Here is a 21183-nt window from a genome sequence, read left to right as displayed (position 1 = left end):
TGCGTATGACGCACGCACGGGGACTGAGCATGCGCGAGCTGCTCGCGCGCGGAGACCGATCCTTCTCCTTCGAGTTCTTCCCGCCCAAGGACGAGGCGGGGGAGCAGCAGCTCTGGCAGGCCATCACCGAGCTGGAGCCCTACGCACCGACCTTCGTGTCGGTGACCTACGGCGCCGGCGGCACGACCCGCGACCGCACGGTGGCGATCACCGCGCGGATCGCGCGCGAGACCAGCCTGCTCCCGGTCGCCCACCTGACCTGCGTGGGCCACACCACCGGCGAGATCGAGGCGATCCTCGACGACCTGGACGCGGCCGGCGTCCAGCACGTCATGGCGCTGCGCGGCGACCCGCCGGGCGGGCCCGGCACGCCGTGGACGCCCACCGACGGCGGCCTCACCTACGCCAGCGAGCTGGTGAGCCTGATCCGGCGACGCCCCGACATGCGCATCGGCGTCGCGGCGTTCCCCGAGGGCCACGTCGACGCGGCCGACCTCGACCAGGACGCGCGGGTGCTGAAGGCGAAGTACGACGCCGGGGCGGAGTTCGCCGTCACCGAGATGGTGCTCCGCGCCTCCGACTACGTCGCGCTGGTCGAGCGCGCGGAGGGCGTCGGCGCCGACCTGCCGATCATCCCGGGCATCATGCCCATCCTGAACCTCCGGTCGATGGAGCGGATGGTGGAGCTGTCGCGGCGCGAGCTCCCGGAGGAGGTCCGCGCCCGGCTGACGCCGTACGTCGACGACCCCGCGCGGCTGCGCGAGGAGGGCATCGCCATCGCGACCGAGCTCTGCGAGGCGCTGCTCGACGCCGGGGCGCCGGGGCTGCACTTCTACACCCTCAACCGCTCCAAGGCGACGCGCGAGATCTTCGACAACCTGCGCATCACCGTCTGAGCCGGGCGCCACGGCGGCGCACTACGGTGGCGTCATGCGCACCGTCACCGTCACCGGGACCGGCACCGCCAGGGTCGCCCCCGACAGCGCCGTCGTCCGGGTCGCCGCGGTGGCCCGCGGCGCCGGCGTGGCCGAGGCGTACGACGCCATGGCTGCCAGCGCGACCACCGTCGTCGAGGTCGCGGGCCGCCACACGGAGACCCGGAGGATCGCCTCGACCGGCATCTCCGTGTGGCCGTTCCACGACCACGAGGGGCGCCGCCAGGGCTACGAGGCGCGCCACGCTTTCTCCCTCGCGTGCGCCGACCTCGCCGAGGCCGGGACGATGCTCGCCGAGCTGGCCCGCGAGGTCGGCGACGGCCTGGCCGTCGACAGCGTCGGGCTGGAGGTCACCGAGGACCACGGGGCGGGCGGCAAGGCGCGCGAGGCGGCCTTCCACGACGCCCGCGAGAGGGCGGCCGCGCTTGCCCGGATGGCCGGCGCTGGGCTGGGCGCCGTGCAGTCGGTCGTCGAGACCACCGGCGGCGACGGCCCCGGCCCCGGTCCACTGGTCAAGGTCGCGATGGCGCGCGACTCCGGCGGCGGGGTCGAGCCGGGGGAGACGACGGTGACCACGGCCGTCACGGTCGTGTGGGAGCTGGCCTGATCAGGCTCGCCCGATGAGCTCGGCCACGAGCGCCGCGCTCAGCCCGGTGAAGGGCAGCCCGGAGCCCGTCGTCGCGTGGGCGCCGGCCGTGAGCACGCCCGGCACCGGGGTCCGCGGGCCCAGCCGGGTGCGGGCCGTGCGCGGTCCCTGCCACAGCACCCCGTGCGGCGAGCCACCCCACTGCTCGACCAGCTCGCGCGGTGAGAGGTCGACCCGGGCGACCACCTGCCGGCGCACGTCGAGGCCGCTGCGTGCGAGCGCGAGCAGCGGGTCCTCGGCGAGGCGGCCGCGGCCCAGCACGGTCCAGGCTGCCCCGCCCTCGGGCGCGCGGCCCCCGGTGCGCACGACGAGGAGCGGGTCGCCGTGCACGACCACCTCGTGGGGCACCTCGGGCACGTCGCCCTCGAGCCCGACGTGGCACACGACCGGTGGGATCGCCGGCATCGTCCTCCTGACGTAGGGCGCGAGGGCGGGCAGGCGGCGCGGGTCGACGGCGACCACCACCCGCTCGGCCGGGACGACGGCGTCCGCCGTCCGGACCCCGGTGACGCCGTGGTCCCCGACGACCAGGTCGAGCGCCTCGGTCGCGGTCAGCACCGTGACGCCGCGCAGCGCCAGGCGCTCGGCCATCGCCGTGCCCAGCGCGGCGAGGCCGCCCGGGACGGTCCAGGTCCCGAAGCGCTGCTCCAGATAGAGGTCGACGCCGGCGAAGACCGGGACGTCACCCAGGTCGTGGCCGTCCATGACCAGGCGGTGGCCGGCCACCAGCCGCAGCCGCTCGTCGGTGAAGGCCCGCCGCAGCCGCTTCCTCAGCGACTCGCGGCGACCGAGCAGGTCGGTCAGCTCGCGGGGCGCCACGTCGGGGTCGAAGGGCCGCTCGAACCACTCCTTGCGCAGCAGCTCCCACACGTCGCCGTACGTCGCCACATGGTCGACCCACTGGCGGCCCAGGCCGGGACCGAGCGCGTCGACGGCGGCGAGCTGTGCCGACCTCGACCCGCCGGGCAGGCGCAGCGTAGTGCCGTCGTCGAAGCGGTGCTCGCGCACCAGGTCGAGCGGCTGCAGGTCGACCTCGCGCTCGAGCGGACGGCCGGACTTGCGGAAGAGGTCGCGCACGACCGCAGGCAGCAGTGTCGTCGTCGGGCCGGCGTCCCAGGCGAAGCCGTCGCGCTCGACCGTGGTGAGAGCCCCGCCGGGCTGGGCCGAGCGCTCGAGGAGGGTGACGTCGTGGCCGAGCTTGGCGAGCCGGGCCGCCGCGGCCATGCCACCGAAGCCACCGCCCACCACCACCACCACGCGCGCCACGGTGGGCCACACTAGGCGGTCGGGCCGACCTGCCCGACCGGGTCCTTCTTCTTCCAGCGCCGCCAACCGCGACGGACCGCCCGCCCGAGGAGGAACAGCAGCACCAGGCCGACGAGCAGCAGGGCGCCGGCGATCGCGGCGGCCGCCCGCGGGTGCTCGAGGGAGAACCAGACCACGCCCAGCACGGCGGCGTCCTCGGTCAGGCTCGCCACGATGTTGCTCGCGGGCTCGGGTGAGGAGTTGATGGCCAGGCGCCCGCCCGCCTTGGCGAGGTGGCTGAGCAGCGCCGTGCCGCCGCCCACGACCCCGAGCACGGCCTGGTCGAGCGAGGCGGCGTCGCCAGCGAGCAGCACGCCGATGACGGCGCCGGCCGTCGGCCGGATCGCGGTGGAGATCGCGTCCCAGGTGGAGTCGACGTAGGGGATCTTGTCCGCGATGAACTCCATCGCGTAGAGGAAGCCGGCCACCGCCAGCACGTCCCAGCGCCCCAGCACGTCAGGGATCTCGGCGAACGACCCCACCCGGTCGGCGGTGCCGAGGACGAGCACCACGAGGTAGGCGTTGATGCCGCTCGCCCAACCGCTGGAGAAGGTGAGTGCCAAGGCGTCCATCAGTCCACGTCCACCTCGACGGCGCCGGTCATCTCGACCAGCTCGTCGTACGTCGTGGAGAAGACGGCGGCCGGGTGGCCCGCGGCCGCCCACACCACCGGGTGCTGCCGCAGCCACGGGTCGATCCAGGTCCGGACGGGCGCGGGGTGGTCGATGGGGGACACGCCGCCGATGACCTGCCCGGTGTGCCGTCGTACGAAGTCGGGGTCGGCACGCTTCAGGCGGCCGACGCCGATGCGCTCGGCGACCGCCGCGGTGTCGACCCGGTGGGCCCCGGAGGTCAGGATCAGCACCGGCTCGCCGTCGGCGTCGAAGAGCAGGCTGTTGGCGATGGCGCCGACGTCACACCCCAGCGCCGCCGCGGCGAGTGCCGCGGTGTGGGCGCTGTCGGGCAGGATGACCACGTCACCCGTCCCACCGCGCCGGGTGAGCTCGCCTCGAAATGAGGTGATGGACGTGTGCTCGCTCGACATGATGGCGAGCCTAGCGACGACGACCGATCAGCCCGAGGAGTTTGCATGGCGCGCGACGTGCCCGGATCCGTGGTCAACAGCATGCGAGTGCTGGGGCTCATCGTGGCCACCTCGGGGGTGATCACGCTGCTCATCTGGCTGATGCGCGACGACGTCATCCTCGGCTGGGCCGAGGGCAATCCGTCCGCGCAGGAGATCCTGGCGCAGGGCGGCATCGAGCAGCTGCGCGAGAGCCCGATCGTGCCGGGCTTCGTGGCGCTGTCGGTGGTGGCGTTCGTCGGCTTCGCCGCCCTCGCTGTGGTGCTCGGCTCCTTCTTCCTCGGCGGGCACGGCTGGGCCCGCCTGGTGCTGACCGCCACCGCTGGTGTGGGCGTGCTGGTCGGCGCGGTCGCCCTCGACGCGCACCTGCCGACGATCTTCGTCGTGCTGTCCGCCCTCGTGATCGTGGAGGGCCTCGTGCTGTCCTTCTTCCTCTGGCGCCGCGACACCACCGCCTACCTCCGTCGGACCTGACCGCGGCCTCTGCGCCCGTTCGCCGATTCCCTTGACGGGCTGTCGGTGGGGGGTAGTACCGTTCTGGGTGTTCGAACAGATGTTCGATGCGACCCGGTGGCGGTGACCTCGACCCCCACCGTCACCGGGTCGCCCCCGGGGTCGACGGACGTGTCGAGGAGGCGCAATGAGGCAGTACGACGACCCCGTCGAGGTGCGACGGGGTGAGACCGAGGACCCCGACCAGTTCCTGTGGCGCGGTCGGCTGTGGAAGGTGCGGGCGGTCGTCGCCCACTGGGTGGAGACCGGGCCGTGGTGGCAGTCGGCGCTCCGGCCCGCCGGAGTGGCCGGAGGCGCCGGAGGCGCCGGTGCGGCGCTCGACCCGGTCGCCGAGCGGGAGCTGTGGCGTGTCGAGGCCGGGCGCGGCATGCCGGGCGAGGCGGCGGGCTCCTACGGCGTCTTCGACCTGTCCTTCGACTGGGCCGACGGGCGCTGGCAGCTCGTCGGCTGCCTGGACTGAGGGGAGCCGATGATGGGCCCCCACATGCTGCCGGCCACCGCCCACTCCTACCTCGAGCGGTCGGCCACGTCCCTGCGCGAGTCGATCACGGCCCGGGACGTGCCCACCCGCTACGCCTGCGCCCACGTCGCTGCCCTGTGCGCGGCCGCGGCACTCCTCGCCGCACGGGCCCGACCGGCGCCGCGGGCCCGGCGCCAGAAGAACGCCTGGGTCCTGCTCGCGGAGGTCGCGCCCGAGCTCTCCGAGTGGGCCAGCTTCTTCGCCGCCGGCGCCGCCAAGCGGGCCGCGGCCGAGGCAGGCTCCACGCGGGCGGTCACCGAGCGCGAGGCCGACGACCTCGTGCGTGATGCCGACCGGTTCCTGGCCGTGGTCGAGCAGGCGCTCGGCCTGGTGCCCCACGCCAGCGTCGCCTGAGGGTGCGGGGTGTCGCCCGACCCGTTCGTCCACCTCCACGTCGCCTCCGGCTACTCGATGCAGTACGGCGCCTCCCACCCGCACGTGCTCGTGGAGCGGGCCGTCGACCAGGAGATGGACACCCTCGCCCTCACCGACCGCGACGGCACCTACGGCGCGGTGAAGTTCGTTCGCGCGGCCCGCAGCGCCGGCATCAGGCCGGTGCTGGGGGTCGAGCTTGCGGTCGGTCCCGGGGCCGCCTCACCGATGGCGGCGCCGACCGGCGCTCGCCCGCCACGCACCCCGGCGCGCGGCGGCGCGACCCGCGACCGCTCCCTGCAGCAGGGCGGCAGCGGCCGGGTGACGTTCCTCGCCAGCGGGCGGTCGGGGTGGGCCGCGCTCTGCCGGATGGTCTCCGCGGTGCACCTGTCGGGGGAGCGAGGCCGCCCCGTGGCGTCCTTCGACGTGCTGGCGCCCCACCTCCGCGGGGGCGACGTGGTGGTGCTGCTCGGGCCGGCCTCGGAGCTGGGAGCGGCCGCCACCCGTCGTCGCGACGACCTCGGGCTGGCCGCGATCCGGCCCTGGCTGGAGCTGGTGCCGCGTGCGAGCCTCGTCGTCGAGCTGGTCTCCCACCGGCTCGGCGGCCGCGGCGGCGACTGGGGGCCGGGCAGCTCCCCGCACGCCGCCCGGATGGCGGGCATCGCCCGCACCGCCGGCCTCGGCACGGTCCTGACCAACGCCGTGCGCTACGCCGACCGGCTCGACGCGCCGACCGTCGACGTCCTCGACGCGGCCCGGCGGCTGGTCCCGCTCGGGTCGGCGAGCCTGCGCGACATCGGGCCCGGCACCAGCCGCGGCAACGCGGAGGGCTTCCTCAAGTCCGGCAAGGAGATGCACGAGGTGGCCGAGGAGGTCTGTCGCCTCGCCGGGCTCGGTGACAGCGCGGTGGAGGCGCGCCGGCTGCTGGCCCGCACCCGCGCGGTGGCCGACCGCTGTGCCCTCGATCCCCGCGCGGACCTCGGCATCGGCGAGGTGCACTTCCCCGACCTCGCGCTGGCCGGCTCGGGCGCCCCGTCCGCCGACGTGGCGCTGCGGCTGCGGTGCGAGGCAGCGATCGCGGGCCGCTACGGCTCCGCACCCCGGATGCGGATCTGGACGCGCCTCGACGACGAGCTCGAGACGATCCGCGCCCTCGGCTACGCGTCGTACTTCCTCACCGTCGCCGACGTCACCGACCTCATCGGCGAGATGGGCGTGCGCCGCGCCGCCCGGGGCTCCGGCGCGGGCAGCCTGGTCAACTACCTCCTCGGCATCTCCGGCGTCGACCCGATCCGCCACGGCCTGCTCATGGAGCGGTTCCTGTCCACCCGGAGGGCCTCGCTGCCCGACATCGACGTCGACGTCGAGTCCGCCCGCCGCGAGGACGTCTACCGCGCGATCCTCGACCGCTACGGCGGTGAGCGGTGCGCGTGCGTGTCGATGATGGACACCTACCGCGTCCGTCACGCCGTGCGCGACGTCGGCGCCGCGCTCGGCATGCCGCCCGGCGAGGTCGACGTGATCGCCAAGGCGTTCCCGCACGTGCGGGCCCGCGACGCCCGCGCGGCGCTGCGCGACCTGCCCGAGCTGCGGGCCAGCGGCCTGGGCGACGGAGCGCTCGACCGCTTCTTCGGGCTCGTCGAGCGGCTCGACGGGCTGCCCCGCCACATCGCGGTGCACCCGTGCGGGGTGCTGCTCTCCGACGCCACACTGCTCGACCGCACCCCGGTCGAGGCGTCGTGGGCGGGCTTCCCGATGAGCCAGTTCGACAAGGACGACGTCGAGGAGCTCGGCCTGCTCAAGCTCGACGTCCTCGGCATCCGGATGCAGTCGGCCATGGCCCACGCCGTGGCCGAGGTCGAGCGCGTCGATGGCGTCACCCTCGACCTCGACGACCCGGCGCAGGTGCCGTTCGACGACCCGACGACCTTCACGATGATCAGCCAGGCCCGCACCCTCGGCGTCTTCCAGATCGAGTCTCCCGGCCAGCGCGAGCTCGTCGGCAAGTCCGGCATCGAGACCTTCGACGACATCATCACCGACATCTCGCTCTTCCGCCCCGGCCCGGTCAAGAGCGACATGATCACCCCCTACCTCGAGGTCAAGCACGGCTGGTCGAGCGCCCACTACCTCCACGACGACCTCCGGCCGATCCTCGAGCCGACCCGCGGCGTCGTGATCTTCCACGAGCAGGTGATCGAGCTGATCGCGCAGCTCGCGGGAGTCTCCTATGCCGAGGGTGACGAGAGGCGGCGCGCGCTCGGGCGCCCCGACGGCATGGCGGCGACCCGGGCGTGGTTCTTCCCGCGCGCGCTGGGCCAGGGCTACGACCTGGCCCTGGTCGAGCAGGTCTGGGCGGTGCTGGAGGCGTTCGGCTCCTTCGGCTTCTGCAAGGCGCACGCAGCCGCGTTCGCGCTCCCGACCTACCAGTCGGCGTGGCTCAAGGCGCACTGGCCGGCCCACTTCCTGGCGGGGGTGCTCACCCACGACCCGGGGATGTACCCCAAGCGCCTGATCCTCGACGACGCGCGCCAGTTCGGCGTCGGCGTGCTGGGCCTCGACGTCAACGCGAGCGCCTCGACGTACGCCGTGGAGCGCGGCGAGGTGGGGGAGGGCCACGCCATCCGGCTCTCCCTCACCGACGTCAAGGGCATCAGCGAGGCCGAGGTCGCCCGCATCGTCGAGTCGCGCGACGGGGGTGCCTACGTCTCGCTGTCCGACTTCTTCCACCGCGCGCGGGTGTCGCGCCCGGTGCTCGAGCGGCTGGTGCTGGCCGGCGGCTTCGACGGGGTGTACGCCATCGGCTCGGGCGAGCAGGAGGTGCGCCGCCGCGGCCGGGTGACCCGCCGCGACCTGCTGCTCCAGGTGGCCGAGCTCGACCTGCACGCCCGCTCGCTGGACCGCGCCTCACGCGCCCGCGGCCGGGGGCAGTCAGGACGGCGGGCGCCGCTCCCGGCCGCGACCGCGGCGACTGCGGCAGCCGCGCGCAACAGCTCCGACCCGTCGGTGCGGCAGGACGCCGGGCCGACCGAGCGCCACGCGCTGGCCGAGGCGGGCGTGTGGGGCCGGGCGGCCGCCCAGTCGCGGGCCGCGCGCCCGGCGGTGGCCGCCGAGTCGGTGCAGCTCACGCTGCGCCTCGGCGACGAGCCCGGCGAGCCGGGGGAGGCGCCGTCCGGCCTGCCGGAGATGACGACGGGGGAGCGGATGCGCGCGGAGCTGGAGATCCTCGGCCTCGACGTCAGCCAGCACGCCGTCGCCGGCTACGCCCCGTTCCTCGACGCCCTCGGGGTCACCCGCAGCAGCGACCTGCTGCGGCGGCGCAGCCGCTCCGAGCTGCTCGTCGCCGGCGTCAAGGTCGCCACCCAGACGCCGCCGGTCCGGTCCGGCAGGCGGGTCGTCTTCCTGACCCTCGACGACGGCACCGGGCCGGTCGACGCGACGTTCTTCGAGGACGCGCAGGGCCCCTACGCCACGACCGTCTTCTCGTGCTGGCTCCTGCTCGTGCGCGGGGAGCTGCGCCGGACGGGACGCCGGGGCGTCTCGCTGCGCGCGACCGGTGCCTGGGAGCTGCCCGTCCTGCACGCGACCTGGAGCCGGGCACGCAGCAGCCAGGAGGGCGTCGAGCAGGTGCGCGCCGAGCTCGCCCGCCGCCCCGGGCCGCCGCTCGGCGAGCCCGACCAGCGGCGCGTGCTGGTGCACCCCACCGGCTTCCGGGTCTCGCCCTACGCCGACGTCAGGCCCGCCGGCGACGACACCCGCGACGTCGCGCGGCACCTCTGGCACCGCAGCCCGGGGAGCCCGGGATGAACCGCACCGGGGTGGGTGTCGCGCACGCACTAGGGTTGCCACCATGGCCCAGCCCTCCGCGAGCGACCGTCGCCAGTCCGTCCGCACGGGTGTGGTCTGGGACGGCGTACGAGCCCTGCTGGAGGGCGGCGACCTCGCCGCGGAGCAGGCGCGCATCGTCGACATCGGCGGCGGCACCGGCGGGTTCGCCGTCCCGCTGGCCGAGCTCGGCCACACCGTCCAGGTCATCGACCCCAGTCCCGACGCGCTGGCCGCGCTCGACCGCCGCGCCCGCGAGCGCGGCGTCGCCGACCGCGTCACCGGCCAGCAGGGCGACCTGTCCGACCTGCCGGGCCTGGTCGCCGACGCCGACCTCGTGCTCTGCCACGGCGTCCTCGAGATGGTCGACGACCCCTCGGCGTCGCTCGACGCCATCGCCGGCGTGCTGCGCGCAGGTGGTCACCTCAGCCTGCTCGTGGCGCAGCGCCACGCCGCCGTGGTCGCCCGCGCCATGGCGGGGCACTTCCAGGCGGCCCGCGAGCTCCTCGACGGCGACCCGGCCACCGGCCGCGCGGGCCACCGCTTCACCCACGACGAGGTGGTCGACCTCCTCGTCGCAGCCGGCTTCGAGGCGTCGGCGGTGCAGGCGGTGCGGGTGTTCGCCGACCTCGTCCCGGGCAGCCTCCTCGACCTCGAGCCGGGGGCCACGGCCGCGCTGGTCGAGCTGGAGCGGGCCGTCGCCACGCGCCCGGAGTACCTCCCCCTCGCCACGCAGCTGCACGTGCTCGCTCGCCACTGACCCACCGGCGGCGGGGTCGTCGCGATGACCGACACCCCCCTCCTCCACGTCGACATGGACGCGTTCTACGCGTCCGTGGCCCTGCGTGAGCGTCCCGACCTGGTCGACGAGCCCGTGGTGGTCGGCGGCGGCGGGCGCGGTGTCGTGCTTGCCGCCAACTACGTCGCCCGTCGCTACGGCATCCGCTCGGCCCTGCCGATGGCCCGCGTCCGCCGGCTCTGCCCGCACGTCACCGTGCTCCCGCCCGACTACGACACCTTCACCCGCGTCTCGGCCTCCGTGATGGAGACCTTCCGCGAGGTCACCCCGGTCGTGGAGGCGATGTCGCTCGACGAGGCCTTCCTCGACGTGCGCGGCTCCACCCGCCGACTCGGCCCGCCCGCCGTGATCGCCGAGCGGCTGCGGGCCACCATCCACGACGAGCAGGGCATCACCTGCTCGGTCGGGGTCGCGGCATCGGTGTCCGTGGCCAAGCTGGCCAGTCGGCGCGCCAAGCCGGACGGAGTCGTGGTGGTGCCGCCGTCCCGCGTGACGTCGTTCCTCCACCCGCTCGACGTCGGTGAGCTCTACGGCGTGGGCGAGAAGACGCAGGCGTTGCTCCACCGCTTCGGCCTGGTCACCGTCGGCGACGTGGCACACACGCCTGTGGCCACCCTGCAGCGCGCCGTGGGCGTCCACCTCGGCCGGCACCTCCACGACCTGGCGTGGGGCACCGACCGGGGCGAGCTCAACCCCACCGCCGGTCCGCACGAGCCGGAGCGGTCGATGGGCGCCGACGAGACCTTCGCCCGCGACACCGACGACCGGGAGGTGGTCGTGCGCGAGCTGCTCCGCCTCTCCGCGCGGGTCGGCGGCCGGATGCGCGCGGCGGGGGTCGCCGGGCGGACCGTGACCCTCAAGGTCAGGTTCGCCGACTTCACCACGATCACCCGCTCACGCACCCTGCCCGAGGCCACCGACGTCACGGTCGAGATCCACCGTGCCGTCACCCGCCTCTACGACGCGCTCGGGCTGCAGCGCGCGCGCCTGCGCCTGGTCGGCGTACGCGTCGAGGGGCTCGTGCCGCGCGCCACCGTGCAGCGGCAGCTGGTGCTGGGGGAGCCCGAGCACGGATGGGCCGAGGCGGACCGGGCCGTCGACCGGGCGACCCGCCGCTTCGGCTCGGCAGCCGTCCGTCCGGCGAGCCTGGTGTGACCCTGCCGATGTGATCCCACCCGCGTGGGGGTGAATTTTCGGAGGACGCCTACCGTAGGGCCAACGGCGTGCCTAGACTTGTGACGAGAGGCGAGGAGGAACCGTGGAGCTCTCCGAGGAAGAACTGCGACTGCTGGAGCAGATGGAGCGCGCGCTCGTCGAAGAGGACCCGAAGCTCGCCTCCACGTTGCGTGGCACGTCCTTCCAGCGCGCCGCCCGCCGCCGGATGATCCTCGGTGGCGTGATCCTCGCTGCCGGTGTCGGCCTGCTCATCCTCGCGGTGCTCCTCGACCAGGGCGTCGTGGTCCAGACGATCGTCGGCGTGCTCGGTTTCGTCATCATGCTCGGCGGCGCGATCCTCGCCCTCACCTCCGCCCGCGCCCCCGGTGCGGCCCCCGTGGCCAAGGGTCGCCCCCACGGCCGTCCCGGGTTCAGCGTCATCGACGGTGGCCGTGCCCACCGCCCCTCGCGCCAGCGCAACGGCAGCCCCTTCATGGAGCGCATGGAAGAGCGGTGGCGCCGCCGCCGCGAGCGCGGCTTCTGACCGACCGGGCACGTCCTCGCGCTGACGCGTGCCGACCGGGCACTTCCTCGCGCTGACCTGTGCTGATCGGGCACGTCCTCGCGCTGGGCGGTGCCCGGTCGGCGGTCGGGACCGCGAGGAAGTGCCCGGTCGGCGGTCGGGACCGCGAGGAGGTGCCCGGGCGGCGGTCGGGAGCGCGAGGAAGCGCCCGCTCAGCCGACGAGCTCGTCGACCGTCCGGCTGGTCTCGTGGTCGACGGGTGTCTCGGTCGCCCGCGCGACGCTGGAGCGCCGCGGCCGCCAGGACGTACGCCGCCCCACGACCGACGCCGGCCACCACTGCGCACGTCGTACGTCGCGGGGCGTGACGCCGGCGGCCAGTGCCTCCTCGACCAGCGCGGCGTCGGCGTGGAACCGGTCGGCGGTGAAGGTCTCGGGGTCGCGGGCGTAGCGGCTGCGCTCGAGGGCGGCCACCATCCGGTCGAGGGCAGCAGCGGCCTCGGGCGCCTGGTCCCGCCCGCGGCGCGGGCGGTCCGGACGTGCCGACCCCTCGGTGGGCGTGGCCAGCAGCCGGCCGAGCCACTCGCCGGCACGTCGCGGGGAGCGGCCCACCGGCCAGGCGTGACCGAGGTCCTGGGCCACGTCGCGCAGCTCGACCCACAGGTCCTCGACGTCGCCCGCGAGGCGGCGGTGCCGGCGGTTGCGGCGCACCAGGCGCGGGGTGAGCAGCAGCAGGCCCACGACCAGGAGGCCGGCGACACCGGCGAGGATCGGGAACCACGGGATCGAGCTGGTCTCCTCCTCGGCCGACGCGGCGTCGGTGTCCGCGGTCTCGCCGCGCTCGGGCAGCAGCTCGGTGGAGCGGCTCGCGCTGGGGGAGGCGCTCTCGGTCACCGGGGCGAACTCGGTCGTGGTGTAGTCGGGCACGTTGCCGGCGCGGTCGGACGGGGTGGGCTCGAAGCGCACCCAGCCCGAGCCGGGGAAGTAGAGCTCGGGCCACGCGTGCAGGTCGTGGGCGGAGAACTCCCACGCGCCGTTGGTCGCCTTCGTCGGCTCCAGGAACCCGACGGCCACCCGGCTGGGGATGCCGAGCACGCGCGCCATGATCGCCATCGACGCGGCGAACTGCTCGCAGTAGCCGACGCGGTCCTCCATGAAGGCCAGCAGGTCGGCGCCGCCGTTGCCGGCCGACTCGACCTGCGCGCGGTCGTAGCGGAATCCGCCGTCCTCACGGAACCACTGCTGCAGCACCTGGGCCTTTTGGAACCGGGTGGGCGCGTCCGCGGTGACGCTCGCCGCCAGGCGCCGGATCTCGTTGTTGAGCGAGGGCGGCACGTCGGTGAAGATGCCGGCGACGCTGCCTGCGCCGGAGACGGCGCCGTTCATGGCAGCGGCGTCGTAGGTGAGCTGGGCGCCGGTGAAGTCGTAGCTGCGCTCGGCCGTGGTCACGTCGTCGCGCGCGGCGATGAAGTCGCGGGTGCTGGTGTCGTAGCGCCAGTCGGTGCCGGCCGCGATCCGGGTGACCTGCGCGGTCGTCGGCAGCCAGGTCGAGGCGAAGTCGGACCCGACGCGCACGTCGTAGGTGAACTCCCTGCGCGCCACCGCGGTGCTCACGCCGTCGAGGGGAGGCATGGGACCGGTGGCGGTCTGCTCCTCCGGGATCTCCCGGTCGCCCGGTGTCCACTGGGAGCCGTTGAAGTTCGCGAGCACGGAGAGCCGGAGGTAGCTGGGCCGGGGACCGGACGTCGTGACCCACAGCAGCGGGATGTCCTCGCCGCGGCGCAGGTCGCGGCGCAGGTCGACCATCGGGTCCTTGACCTCCACCTCGCGCGTGCCGGGGCCGTTGCCGTCGAACACCGTCATCTGCATCGTCGGCACCGCCGCGGGCACGACGACCGCGAGCGCGATCGCCGCGGAGCCGAGGGCGAGCGCGGTGTTGCCGATCGCGCCGGTGCGCACGGAGAAGGAGCCCTTCTCACCGTCGGGGGCGCGACCCCAGCTGGTGACGTGGTCGCTGTGCTGGATGAAGACCAGGGTGAGGAAGAGCCCCGCGATCGCGACGAAGAGCCACCACGAGACGGCGTCACCGGTCACTGCCACCGGGAGGGTGTACGCCGCCAGCAGCACGAGGCCGGCCACGGGGGCGCGGCGCAGGCTGCAGGCCACGAAGTCGACGAGGACGACCACGAGGGTGCCGCCGACCAGCAGCAGCGGGTGCACGGGCGGCACCCCGGCCTGGACGGGCGCGGCGTACTGGCGCGAGGTCTCCAGAGCGTCGCGGAGCGCGGCGAGCAGCTCGTCGACGTTGTCGGGCGTGGGGAGCGGTGAGCCCGTGATGGTGCCGAGCACGAGCAGGCCGCCCACCACGAGCTGGCCGGCGAGGATCGCCAGGACCGGCAGTCGGCTCCAGCGCGCCACCGCGCCTCCACCGGCGAGCACGAGGCCGATGAACAGGAGCGGGAAGCCGACCTCGGCGAAGCCCTCGGTGAGCACCCGCCACGACAGCACGGTCGCCCAGGCGGCGAGCAACGCCAGCCCGGCCACCCGGAGCTGGTGGGGCAGGCTGCTCCAGCTCGCCCTCATCGCGCGGCTCCTGCCGAGGAGGTGGCGCGGCTCTGCATGAGCCCGAGCTCCTGCCACGCCGTGTCGAGGCGGTCGCGGGGGCCGAGCGTGATCGAGCGCCACCCGGTCGAGGTGAGGTGGGCTGCGGATCCCGGCCCGGGCTGGACCGGCAGGTGGGGTGCCCACGCGTCGACGTCGAGCGCGATCGCCAGGCTGGAGGACGCGTGGTGCTGCAGGCGGCGGAGGAACGGCAGGTCGGTCTCGCCGAGCCCGCCGAAGACGCCGACGATCAACCCGCCGTGGCCGGGCTCGGCCAGCCACTGCGTGTCGGGGGTGGGGGCGTGGTCGAGCTGCACCACGGCCAGCGCCTCGAGCAGCGGGATCGTGCTCGCCTCGGCGGTCTGCGAGTGCCACGTCGTCTCGCGGCTGTCGCCGGACGCGGTGACCAGGCGGACGGTGTATCCGTGGTGGGTCAGGTGGACCGCGATGGACGCGGCCGCCGAGACCGCGCCCTCCAGCGAGCTGGCGGCGCCCTGGCCCCGGTGGGAGGTGCCGCGGTTGTCGAGGAAGACGGTGGCGCGCGACTGCCACGGCTGCTCCTCGCGGCGCACCATGAGCTCGCCGACGCGTGCCGAGCTGCGCCAGTGCACCCGTCGCAGGTCGTCGCCCCGGCGGTACTCGCGCACGGTGACGTCCTCGGCGCTGCCGGTGGCGAACGCGCGGGGGCGGTTGTCGCCGGACCCGGTCCACGCGCCGCCGAGGGGGATGTTGGGGAGCGCCGTCGTGCGCGGGGTGACGGTCAGCCGCGTGGTGGCGTGGAAGGTGCGGCTGAGCTCCACGAGGCCGAACGGGTCGGTCACCCGGACCGACATCGGCCCGATCTCGAACTGACCCCGCAGCTCCGAGCGCACCTGGTAGGTGGCGTGCCGTCGCCAGCCGTGTCCGAGCCCCTCGAGCACGAAGCGGGGTCGGGTGCCGAGGACGTAGGGGAGCCGCTCCTCCAGCAGCAGTACGCCGGTCGGCGTCCGCGACTCGTTGGAGACCGTCAGCTCCACCGTGGCGGGCTGCCCGGCCACGACGAGCTGCGGGGAGAGGGTGCGCACCAGCGCGAGGCGGTAGCGGGAGCGGCCGACCCACCACGCGGTGAGGAGCGGGAGCGCCGCGACGAGCACGCCGATGCGCACCACCGAGGAGTGACCCACCACGATCGCCGCCACCACCGTCGTGATGCCGGCAGCCAGGAACGCCCGTCCCCGGACGGTCAGCGCAGCGAGGGCCTCACGCACGGCCGCCCCTTCAGATGGACGCGGAGGGGACCGGCACCGACTCCACGATCCCGTTGAGGATCGCCGAGGTGGTGCGCCCGCTCATGGTCGCCTCGACATTCGGCAGCAGGCGGTGCGCGAGCACCGGCTGGGTGATGCCGTGGATGTCGTCGGGGAGGACGAAGTCGCGACCCTGGGTCGCGGCGACGGCCTTCGCGGCCCGCACCAGGTGGAGCGTCGCGCGGGGCGACGCGCCGAGGTGCAGGTCGTTGCTGGTGCGGGTCGCGGTCGTCAGCGCGACGGCGTACCGGTGGACCGCCGAGGAGACGTGCACCCGGCCCACGATCTCGATCACCTTGCGGATCTCACCGGCGTCGGTCACCGGCTCGAGGTCGTCGAGCGGGTTGTGGGCGGTGTGCCCCTCGAGCATGGCGATCTCCGCCGACTCGACGGGGTAGCCGACCGACACGCGTGCCATGAAGCGGTCGCGCTGGGCCTCGGGCAGTGCGTAGGTGCCCTCCATCTCGATGGGGTTCTGGGTGGCGATCACCATGAACGGCTTCTCGAGCTGGTAGGTCGCGTTGTCGACGGTGACCTGGCGCTCCTCCATGCACTCCAGGAGGGCCGACTGGGTCTTGGGGGAGGCCCGGTTGATCTCGTCGCCGACCACGATGTTGGCGAAGATGCCCCCGGGGCGGAACTCGAACTGCCGGGTGTCCTGGTTGAAGACCGAGACGCCGGTGACGTCGGAGGGCAGCAGGTCAGGCGTGAACTGGATGCGCCGGACCGAGGAGTCGATGCTGCGGGCCAGTGCCTTGCTGAGCTGGGTCTTGCCGACGCCGGGGACGTCCTCGATGAGCAGGTGGCCCTCGGCGAGCAGCACCACGAGCGCGGCGTTGACGACGTCGGGCTTGCCGGCGATCACCCGCTCGATGTTCTGGCGGACCGCACCGGTCACCCGCCTCACGGTGTCCAGGTCAGGTGCCTGCCCCGATGCCCCAGTCGTCACGTCTCGCCCATCCCCTCGTTCGTGCTGCCCACCACCGTATGTGGTGCGCGCAACATACCCGTCCACAGCGCCCTGACAGCCAGCACGACGTCGATCGTCGCCGGACTGCGCCGATCCTCCCCACTTCTCCCCACCACTGGGGCGCGACGTCCCCCACCCACGCTCCACCCGGGGCCTGTCGAGCGTGGAACCGGGTGGATCCACGCTCGGGCGAGCGTGCGGCCCCGGGGGAGCGGCACCCGGCGTCCCGCCGCGAGATCGCCGAAATTCGCGCCTGCAACACGCTCGATCTGGTTGACGGTGGAGGGAAGTGGGGTAATGTGGGGCGAAGTGGGGGGCAGGGTCGATCTACCCGCCGAGCCAGTGGGAGGTGCCGGATGTTCTTCGGCACCTACACGCCCAAGCTCGACGAGAAGGGGCGCCTCTTCCTCCCGGCGAAGTTCAGGGACGAGCTGACGGAGGGACTCGTGGTGACCAGGGGACAGGAGCGCTGCCTCACTGTCTGGTCGCTGGAGGACTTCGGCCGGCTCACCGACCGGCTCCGCGAGGCGCCGGTCACGCAGAAGAGCACCCGCGACTACGTCCGCATGCTGTTCGCGGCCGCCAGCCAGGAGGTGCCGGACAAGCAGGGACGCATCAACATCCCTGCCCCGCTGCGGGAGTACGCGTCACTCCGCAAGGAGTGCGTGGTCATCGGGTCGATGAACCGGATCGAGATCTGGGACCCGACGGCCTGGGCGACCTACTCGGAGGAGCAGGAGCAGAAGTTCTCCGAGCTCAGCGACGAGGTCTTCCCCGGCATCTGAACGCCGCACGGCAGCCGAGACGAGCACCACCCACAACTCCACAGCTGACACCCGGACCCGCATCACCAGGTCTCGAGCCCGCTCCCTCGCGTGCCATCTGGGGCACTTCCCCGGCACCAGAGGGCATCCCATTCGCAATCCCATGCAGGGAGCGGGCAGGGACCTGGTGCGGCGGCTCACCCCGTGCCACTCGGCGGGGCGTGTCAGCCGCACCGCCAACCAGCAGCACCAGCCAGCACCAGCCAGCAGCACTCAGCAGTCAGTGGGGTCGAGACATGAGCACCACCCAGCCCTGGGCACGCACCACGGCGGCACCGCCGCTGCGGGTGCGCGACCAGGCGCGCGAGGCGGCCGCGCTCATCGCGTTCTCCGCCGCCACGGCGTCGTGCCTGGCCTTCGCGCTGCTGCTGCTCGCGCACCTGGGACACCAGGGCTGAGCATGACGACTCCCAGCCACGCCCCGGTGCTCCTCGACCGGGTCGTCGCCCTGCTGAGCCCTGCACTCGAGGCCGAAGGATCGGTCTACGTCGACTGCACGCTCGGTCTCGGCGGCCACAGCGAGGCGGTCCTCGAGCGCCTCCCGCACGCGCGGGTGATCGGGATCGACCGCGACCCGACGGCACTGGCGATGTCCACCGAGCGGCTCGCGTCGTACGGCGACCGGTTCACCGCCGTGCACGCGGTCTACGACGAGCTGCCGGAGGTCGTCGGGAGCCTCGGTCTCGCGCACGTCGACGCCGTCTTCTTCGACCTCGGCGTCTCCTCCATGCAGCTCGACGTCCGCGACCGCGGCTTCGCCTACGCCGAGGACGCACCCCTCGACATGCGGATGGACCCGACCACCGGGCACACCGCGGCCGACCTGCTCAACACCGCCACCGCCCAGGAGCTCACCCGCATCCTGCGGGAGTACGGCGAGGAGAAGTTCGCCAGCAAGATCGCCCGCGAGGTCGTCCGCCGTCGGGAGAGCCGGCCGTTCACGACCAGCGCCGACCTCGTCGAGCTGCTCTACGCGACGATCCCGGCGCCGGCCCGGCGTACCGGTGGGCACCCGGCGAAGCGCACCTTCCAGGCGCTCCGGATGGCGGTCAACGACGAGCTGGCGGTGCTGCGCCGGGCCATCCCCGAGGCCATCGCCGTCATCGGCGTCGGCGGGCGCGTGGTCGTGGAGTCCTACCACTCGCTGGAGGACCGCCTCGTCAAGCGGGCCTTCGCCGACGCCACCCGGCTCGACGTCCCGCCCGACCTGCCGTTCGTCCCCGAGGGCGCGGAGCCGGCCCTGCGCCTGGTCACCCGCGGTGCGGAGCAGGCCGACGAGCACGAGATCGCCGAGAACCCCCGCGCCGCCTCCGTGCGGCTCCGCGCCGTCGAGCGCATCCGACCCTCAGCACCCACCACGTCCCCTCTTCCCCCGGGAGTCGTCAGATGAGCAGCCCCGCCCTGCAGGCCCGCACCCGTGTCACCCGCATCGCCCAGGAAGCCGTGGACAAGGCGCGGCTCACGGTCGTCCCGCGGATGCGCACGCGTGCCCCGCGGGTGCCGTTCGTGACGCTCGTCAGCCTGGTGCTGGTCGGCGGGATCGTCGGGCTGCTGCTCTTCAACACCTCGATGCAGCAGGCGTCGTTCGCGGCCTCCAGCCTCGAGCAGCAGGCCGACACCCTCGCGGCGCGCGAGCAGACGCTGCGCATGGAGCTCGACGAGCTCCGCAACCCCCAGCGGGTGGCCCTCGAGGCGCAGCAGATGGGCATGGTCATCCCGAGCGCGCCGGTCTTCCTCGACCTCGAGACCGGCAAGACGAGCGGGGTGCGCACGCCGGCCACCAGGGAGAACGCGATCCAGCTGCTGCCGCCCCCGCCGGTCAAGCCCAAGGTGCTCGCGCCGGACCCGACGGTCGTCGAGGTCCCTGCCACGACCACCGAGGTGCCGCCCGCCACGACCGACGCGCGCCGCGAGGGCCGCACGGACAAGCAGAAGAAGAACCGCAACCGCTGACGGCGCGGAGGCGCGGATCCGCCGCGCTCCCGCTGTAGAAGTGTCGTGAGGCCACCGGACGGTGGCCCCGGGGAAGGAGGAGAGCAGTGCCCAGCACCCGCACCAGGCGTGGCGCCTCGCGCGGCGCCCCCATGCTGCGACTGCGCATCGGCTTCGTGCTCATCGCCATGGTGCTGTCCTTCTTCGGCGCCCGGCTGGTCCAGCTCCAGGGCGTCGACCCGCGCTCGTACGCCGCCATGGCCGCGTCGGAGGGTGCGGTGAAGGTGCCGCTGCTGGCCGAGCGCGGCGACATCCTCGACCGCAACGGCGTACCCCTCGCCGATTCGATCAAGGGCAAGGTCGTCTTCGCGGACCCCTCGCTGACGGCCGACGACGCCCCCGAGATCGCCCGGCTGCTGTCCGACCGGCTCTCGGTCGACTACTTCAGGACGCTGACCGCGCTGCGCGGCCGCCAGGAGGGCAGCCGCTATGAATACATCGCGCGCCGGGTGCCCAGCACGCTGGCCACCGACACCGTCGCCGAGCTCGAGGAGCTCGGCTACACCGGCATCGGCACCGACGACGACCCCATCCGTGACTACCCGGCCGGCGACGTCGCCGCCAACCTCATCGGCTACATGGGCACCGACGAGCCCCTCGGTGGCTTCGAGCGGACCTTCGACAAGCAGCTCGCCGGCACCGACGGGGAGGCCACGTGGCAGTCCTCCTCGAGCAAGAGCGTGCGGATCCCGCTGCGGGAGAGCACGCTGAAGGAGCCGCAGGACGGCACCCCGCTGCGCACCACCATCGACCGCGACCTGCAGTGGTTCACCCAGAAGGTCCTGGCCCAGACGGTCCAGCAGTACCAGGCCGCGAGCGGCTCCGCGATCGTCATGGACACCCGCACGGGCGAGATCCTGGCGCTCGCCGACGTGCCGACCTTCGACGCCAACGAGCCCAGCGAGGCCGACGAGGCCGACCTCGGCGCCCGGTCGATGAACGACACCTACGAGCCGGGCTCGGTCGAGAAGGTGCTCACCGCCGCGGCGCTCATCGACGCGGGCAAGGCCTTCCCGCGCCAGAAGTTCAAGGTGCCCGGCAGCCTCGCCCGCCAGGACCGCGTCATCGGCGACTGGTTCGACCACGGCATGATCCGGCTCACGCTCGCCGGGATCATCGCCAAATCGTCCAACATCGGCACCGTCCTGGCCGCCGACGCCTTCACGCCGATACAGCTGGTCGACTACCTCCGGCGCTTCGGCCTGGGCCAGAAGACCGACATCGGCGTCCGCGGCGAGACGCCCGGCATCCTCAAGTCGGGCGACGTGATGACCTCGCAGGAGAAGGACCGCGTCGCCTTCGGCCAGTCCCTGTCGGTCAACGTGGCGCAGATGGCCGCAGCCGTGAACACCGTCGCCAACGGCGGGGTCCGCGTCTCGCCCAGCCTGGTCTCGGGCCGTGCGGTGACCGACGACGGCGTCGTCGTCGGCACCGACGTCGCGACCCGCACCCGGGTGATCAGCAAGGAGGCGGCCCGCGCCACCGCCAGGATGATGGAGAAGGTCGTCGACCCCGAGGACGGCGTCGCGCCAAAGGCGCAGGTCCCCGGCTACCTCGTCGCCGGCAAGACCGGCACCGCGCAACGCGTCAACCCCGTCACCGGGCTGTACGACGGCAGCACCTCGCTGTCGTTCGGCGGCTTCGCGCCGGCCGACGACGCCCGCTTCACCGTCTACGTCGTGGTCCACGCCCCGAAGGTCGACGGCGGCGGCGGCTCGGTCGCCGGCCCCGTCTTCTCGCGGATCATGGGCTACGTCCTCGGGCGCTACGGCGTCGAGCCGACCGGCGGCAGGCCGTCGCGCCTCCCCGTCGAGTGGTGAGTCGATACCCTCGG

At 73.8% G+C, this 21183-nt stretch carries 20 protein-coding genes; 14 read left to right on the top strand and 6 right to left on the bottom strand.

The genetic code is table 11. From position 1 onward, the window contains the following. Positions 1 to 5: 5 nt before the first annotated feature. Positions 6 to 896, top strand: coding sequence for a methylenetetrahydrofolate reductase [NAD(P)H] (gene metF, locus Q9S36_RS35440; RefSeq protein WP_311289491.1), 891 nt, complete (start codon positions 6 to 8; stop codon positions 894 to 896). 34 nt (positions 897 to 930) lie between these two features. After that, complete coding sequence (locus tag Q9S36_RS35435) at positions 931 to 1542, top strand: SIMPL domain-containing protein (RefSeq protein ID WP_311289490.1); 612 nt, start codon at positions 931 to 933, stop codon at positions 1540 to 1542. Here the strand turns inward: Q9S36_RS35435 and Q9S36_RS35430 are convergent, their stop codons facing one another. The 3 genes from Q9S36_RS35430 to Q9S36_RS35420 are packed head-to-tail and all read right to left on the bottom strand — an operon-like array spanning position 1543 to position 3931. Next, positions 1543 to 2847, bottom strand: a complete 1305-nt coding sequence (locus Q9S36_RS35430; protein WP_311289489.1) for an FAD-dependent oxidoreductase — start codon at positions 2845 to 2847, stop codon at positions 1543 to 1545. A gap of 11 nt (positions 2848 to 2858) precedes the next feature. Further along, positions 2859 to 3458 carry a DUF4126 domain-containing protein gene (locus Q9S36_RS35425; protein WP_311289488.1) on the bottom strand — a complete coding sequence of 200 codons (600 nt, stop codon included), beginning with the start codon at positions 3456 to 3458 and terminating at the stop codon, positions 2859 to 2861. Next, a complete protein-coding gene (locus Q9S36_RS35420; protein ID WP_311289487.1) occupies positions 3458 to 3931 on the bottom strand; it encodes a YbaK/EbsC family protein in 474 nt (157 codons plus the stop codon). Before Q9S36_RS35420 ends, Q9S36_RS35425 begins: the two co-directional genes overlap by 1 nt. Before the next feature lie 45 nt (positions 3932 to 3976). On the opposite strand from Q9S36_RS35420, the gene Q9S36_RS35415 reads away from it, so the two are divergent. The 7 genes from Q9S36_RS35415 (at position 3977) to Q9S36_RS35385 (ending at position 11698) form a co-directional block, all read left to right on the top strand. Further along, complete coding sequence (locus Q9S36_RS35415; protein WP_311289486.1) at positions 3977 to 4444, top strand: hypothetical protein; 468 nt, start codon at positions 3977 to 3979, stop codon at positions 4442 to 4444. A 166-nt stretch (positions 4445 to 4610) separates the two neighbouring features. After that, positions 4611 to 4943 carry a DUF6504 family protein gene (locus Q9S36_RS35410; protein ID WP_311289485.1) on the top strand — a complete coding sequence of 111 codons (333 nt, stop codon included), beginning with the start codon at positions 4611 to 4613 and terminating at the stop codon, positions 4941 to 4943. Positions 4944 to 4952: 9 nt separating this feature from the next. Then, positions 4953 to 5357 carry an SAV_6107 family HEPN domain-containing protein gene (locus Q9S36_RS35405; protein WP_311289484.1) on the top strand — a complete coding sequence of 135 codons (405 nt, stop codon included), beginning with the start codon at positions 4953 to 4955 and terminating at the stop codon, positions 5355 to 5357. A 9-nt stretch (positions 5358 to 5366) separates the two neighbouring features. After that, the gene (locus tag Q9S36_RS35400) at positions 5367 to 9182 is read left to right on the top strand and encodes a DNA polymerase III subunit alpha (protein WP_311289483.1); all 3816 of its coding nucleotides are present in this window, start codon (positions 5367 to 5369) and stop codon (positions 9180 to 9182) included. 43 nt (positions 9183 to 9225) lie between these two features. After that, positions 9226 to 9960 (top strand): methyltransferase domain-containing protein, encoded by a 735-nt coding sequence (locus Q9S36_RS35395; protein ID WP_311289482.1) that lies wholly within the window; start codon positions 9226 to 9228, stop codon positions 9958 to 9960. Between the two features lie 24 nt (positions 9961 to 9984). Further along, the gene (gene dinB, locus Q9S36_RS35390) at positions 9985 to 11154 is read left to right on the top strand and encodes a DNA polymerase IV (protein WP_311289481.1); all 1170 of its coding nucleotides are present in this window, start codon (positions 9985 to 9987) and stop codon (positions 11152 to 11154) included. A gap of 103 nt (positions 11155 to 11257) precedes the next feature. After that, complete coding sequence (locus Q9S36_RS35385) at positions 11258 to 11698, top strand: DUF3040 domain-containing protein (RefSeq protein WP_311289480.1); 441 nt, start codon at positions 11258 to 11260, stop codon at positions 11696 to 11698. A gap of 191 nt (positions 11699 to 11889) precedes the next feature. On the opposite strand, the gene Q9S36_RS35380 is transcribed toward Q9S36_RS35385, so the two are convergent. From Q9S36_RS35380 to Q9S36_RS35370, 3 genes are read right to left on the bottom strand one after another with little or no spacing between them, the layout of a single operon-like run. Beyond that, complete coding sequence (locus tag Q9S36_RS35380; RefSeq protein ID WP_311289479.1) at positions 11890 to 14259, bottom strand: DUF3488 and transglutaminase-like domain-containing protein; 2370 nt, start codon at positions 14257 to 14259, stop codon at positions 11890 to 11892. Then, positions 14256 to 15524 carry a DUF58 domain-containing protein gene (locus Q9S36_RS35375; protein ID WP_311289478.1) on the bottom strand — a complete coding sequence of 423 codons (1269 nt, stop codon included), beginning with the start codon at positions 15522 to 15524 and terminating at the stop codon, positions 14256 to 14258. The genes Q9S36_RS35380 and Q9S36_RS35375 overlap by 4 nt, the downstream gene beginning before the upstream one ends. 10 nt (positions 15525 to 15534) lie before the next feature. Continuing rightward, a complete protein-coding gene (locus Q9S36_RS35370; protein ID WP_396653905.1) occupies positions 15535 to 16512 on the bottom strand; it encodes an AAA family ATPase in 978 nt (325 codons plus the stop codon). Between the two features lie 377 nt (positions 16513 to 16889). On the opposite strand from Q9S36_RS35370, the gene mraZ reads away from it, so the two are divergent. From mraZ to Q9S36_RS35345, 5 genes are all read left to right on the top strand, one after another. Next, positions 16890 to 17318, top strand: a complete 429-nt coding sequence (mraZ, locus tag Q9S36_RS35365) for a division/cell wall cluster transcriptional repressor MraZ (RefSeq protein WP_129428430.1) — start codon at positions 16890 to 16892, stop codon at positions 17316 to 17318. A gap of 275 nt (positions 17319 to 17593) precedes the next feature. Then, a complete protein-coding gene (locus Q9S36_RS35360) occupies positions 17594 to 17755 on the top strand; it encodes a hypothetical protein (RefSeq protein ID WP_311289477.1) in 162 nt (53 codons plus the stop codon). A 2-nt stretch (positions 17756 to 17757) separates the two neighbouring features. Then, a complete protein-coding gene (gene rsmH / locus Q9S36_RS35355) occupies positions 17758 to 18747 on the top strand; it encodes a 16S rRNA (cytosine(1402)-N(4))-methyltransferase RsmH (RefSeq protein WP_311289476.1) in 990 nt (329 codons plus the stop codon). Next, a complete protein-coding gene (locus Q9S36_RS35350) occupies positions 18744 to 19310 on the top strand; it encodes a hypothetical protein (RefSeq protein ID WP_311289475.1) in 567 nt (188 codons plus the stop codon). The genes rsmH and Q9S36_RS35350 overlap by 4 nt, the downstream gene beginning before the upstream one ends. Positions 19311 to 19396: 86 nt before the next feature. Continuing rightward, on the top strand, positions 19397 to 21169 hold the full coding sequence (locus tag Q9S36_RS35345) for a penicillin-binding protein 2 (protein WP_311289474.1): 1773 nt from the start codon (positions 19397 to 19399) through the stop codon (positions 21167 to 21169). Positions 21170 to 21183 lie beyond the last annotated feature (14 nt).

It is taken from the genome of Microbacterium sp. ARD31, from assembly GCF_031844425.1.
The sequence above is the reverse complement of the archived record's forward strand: the minus strand, read 5'-3'. Positions and strand labels throughout refer to the sequence as shown.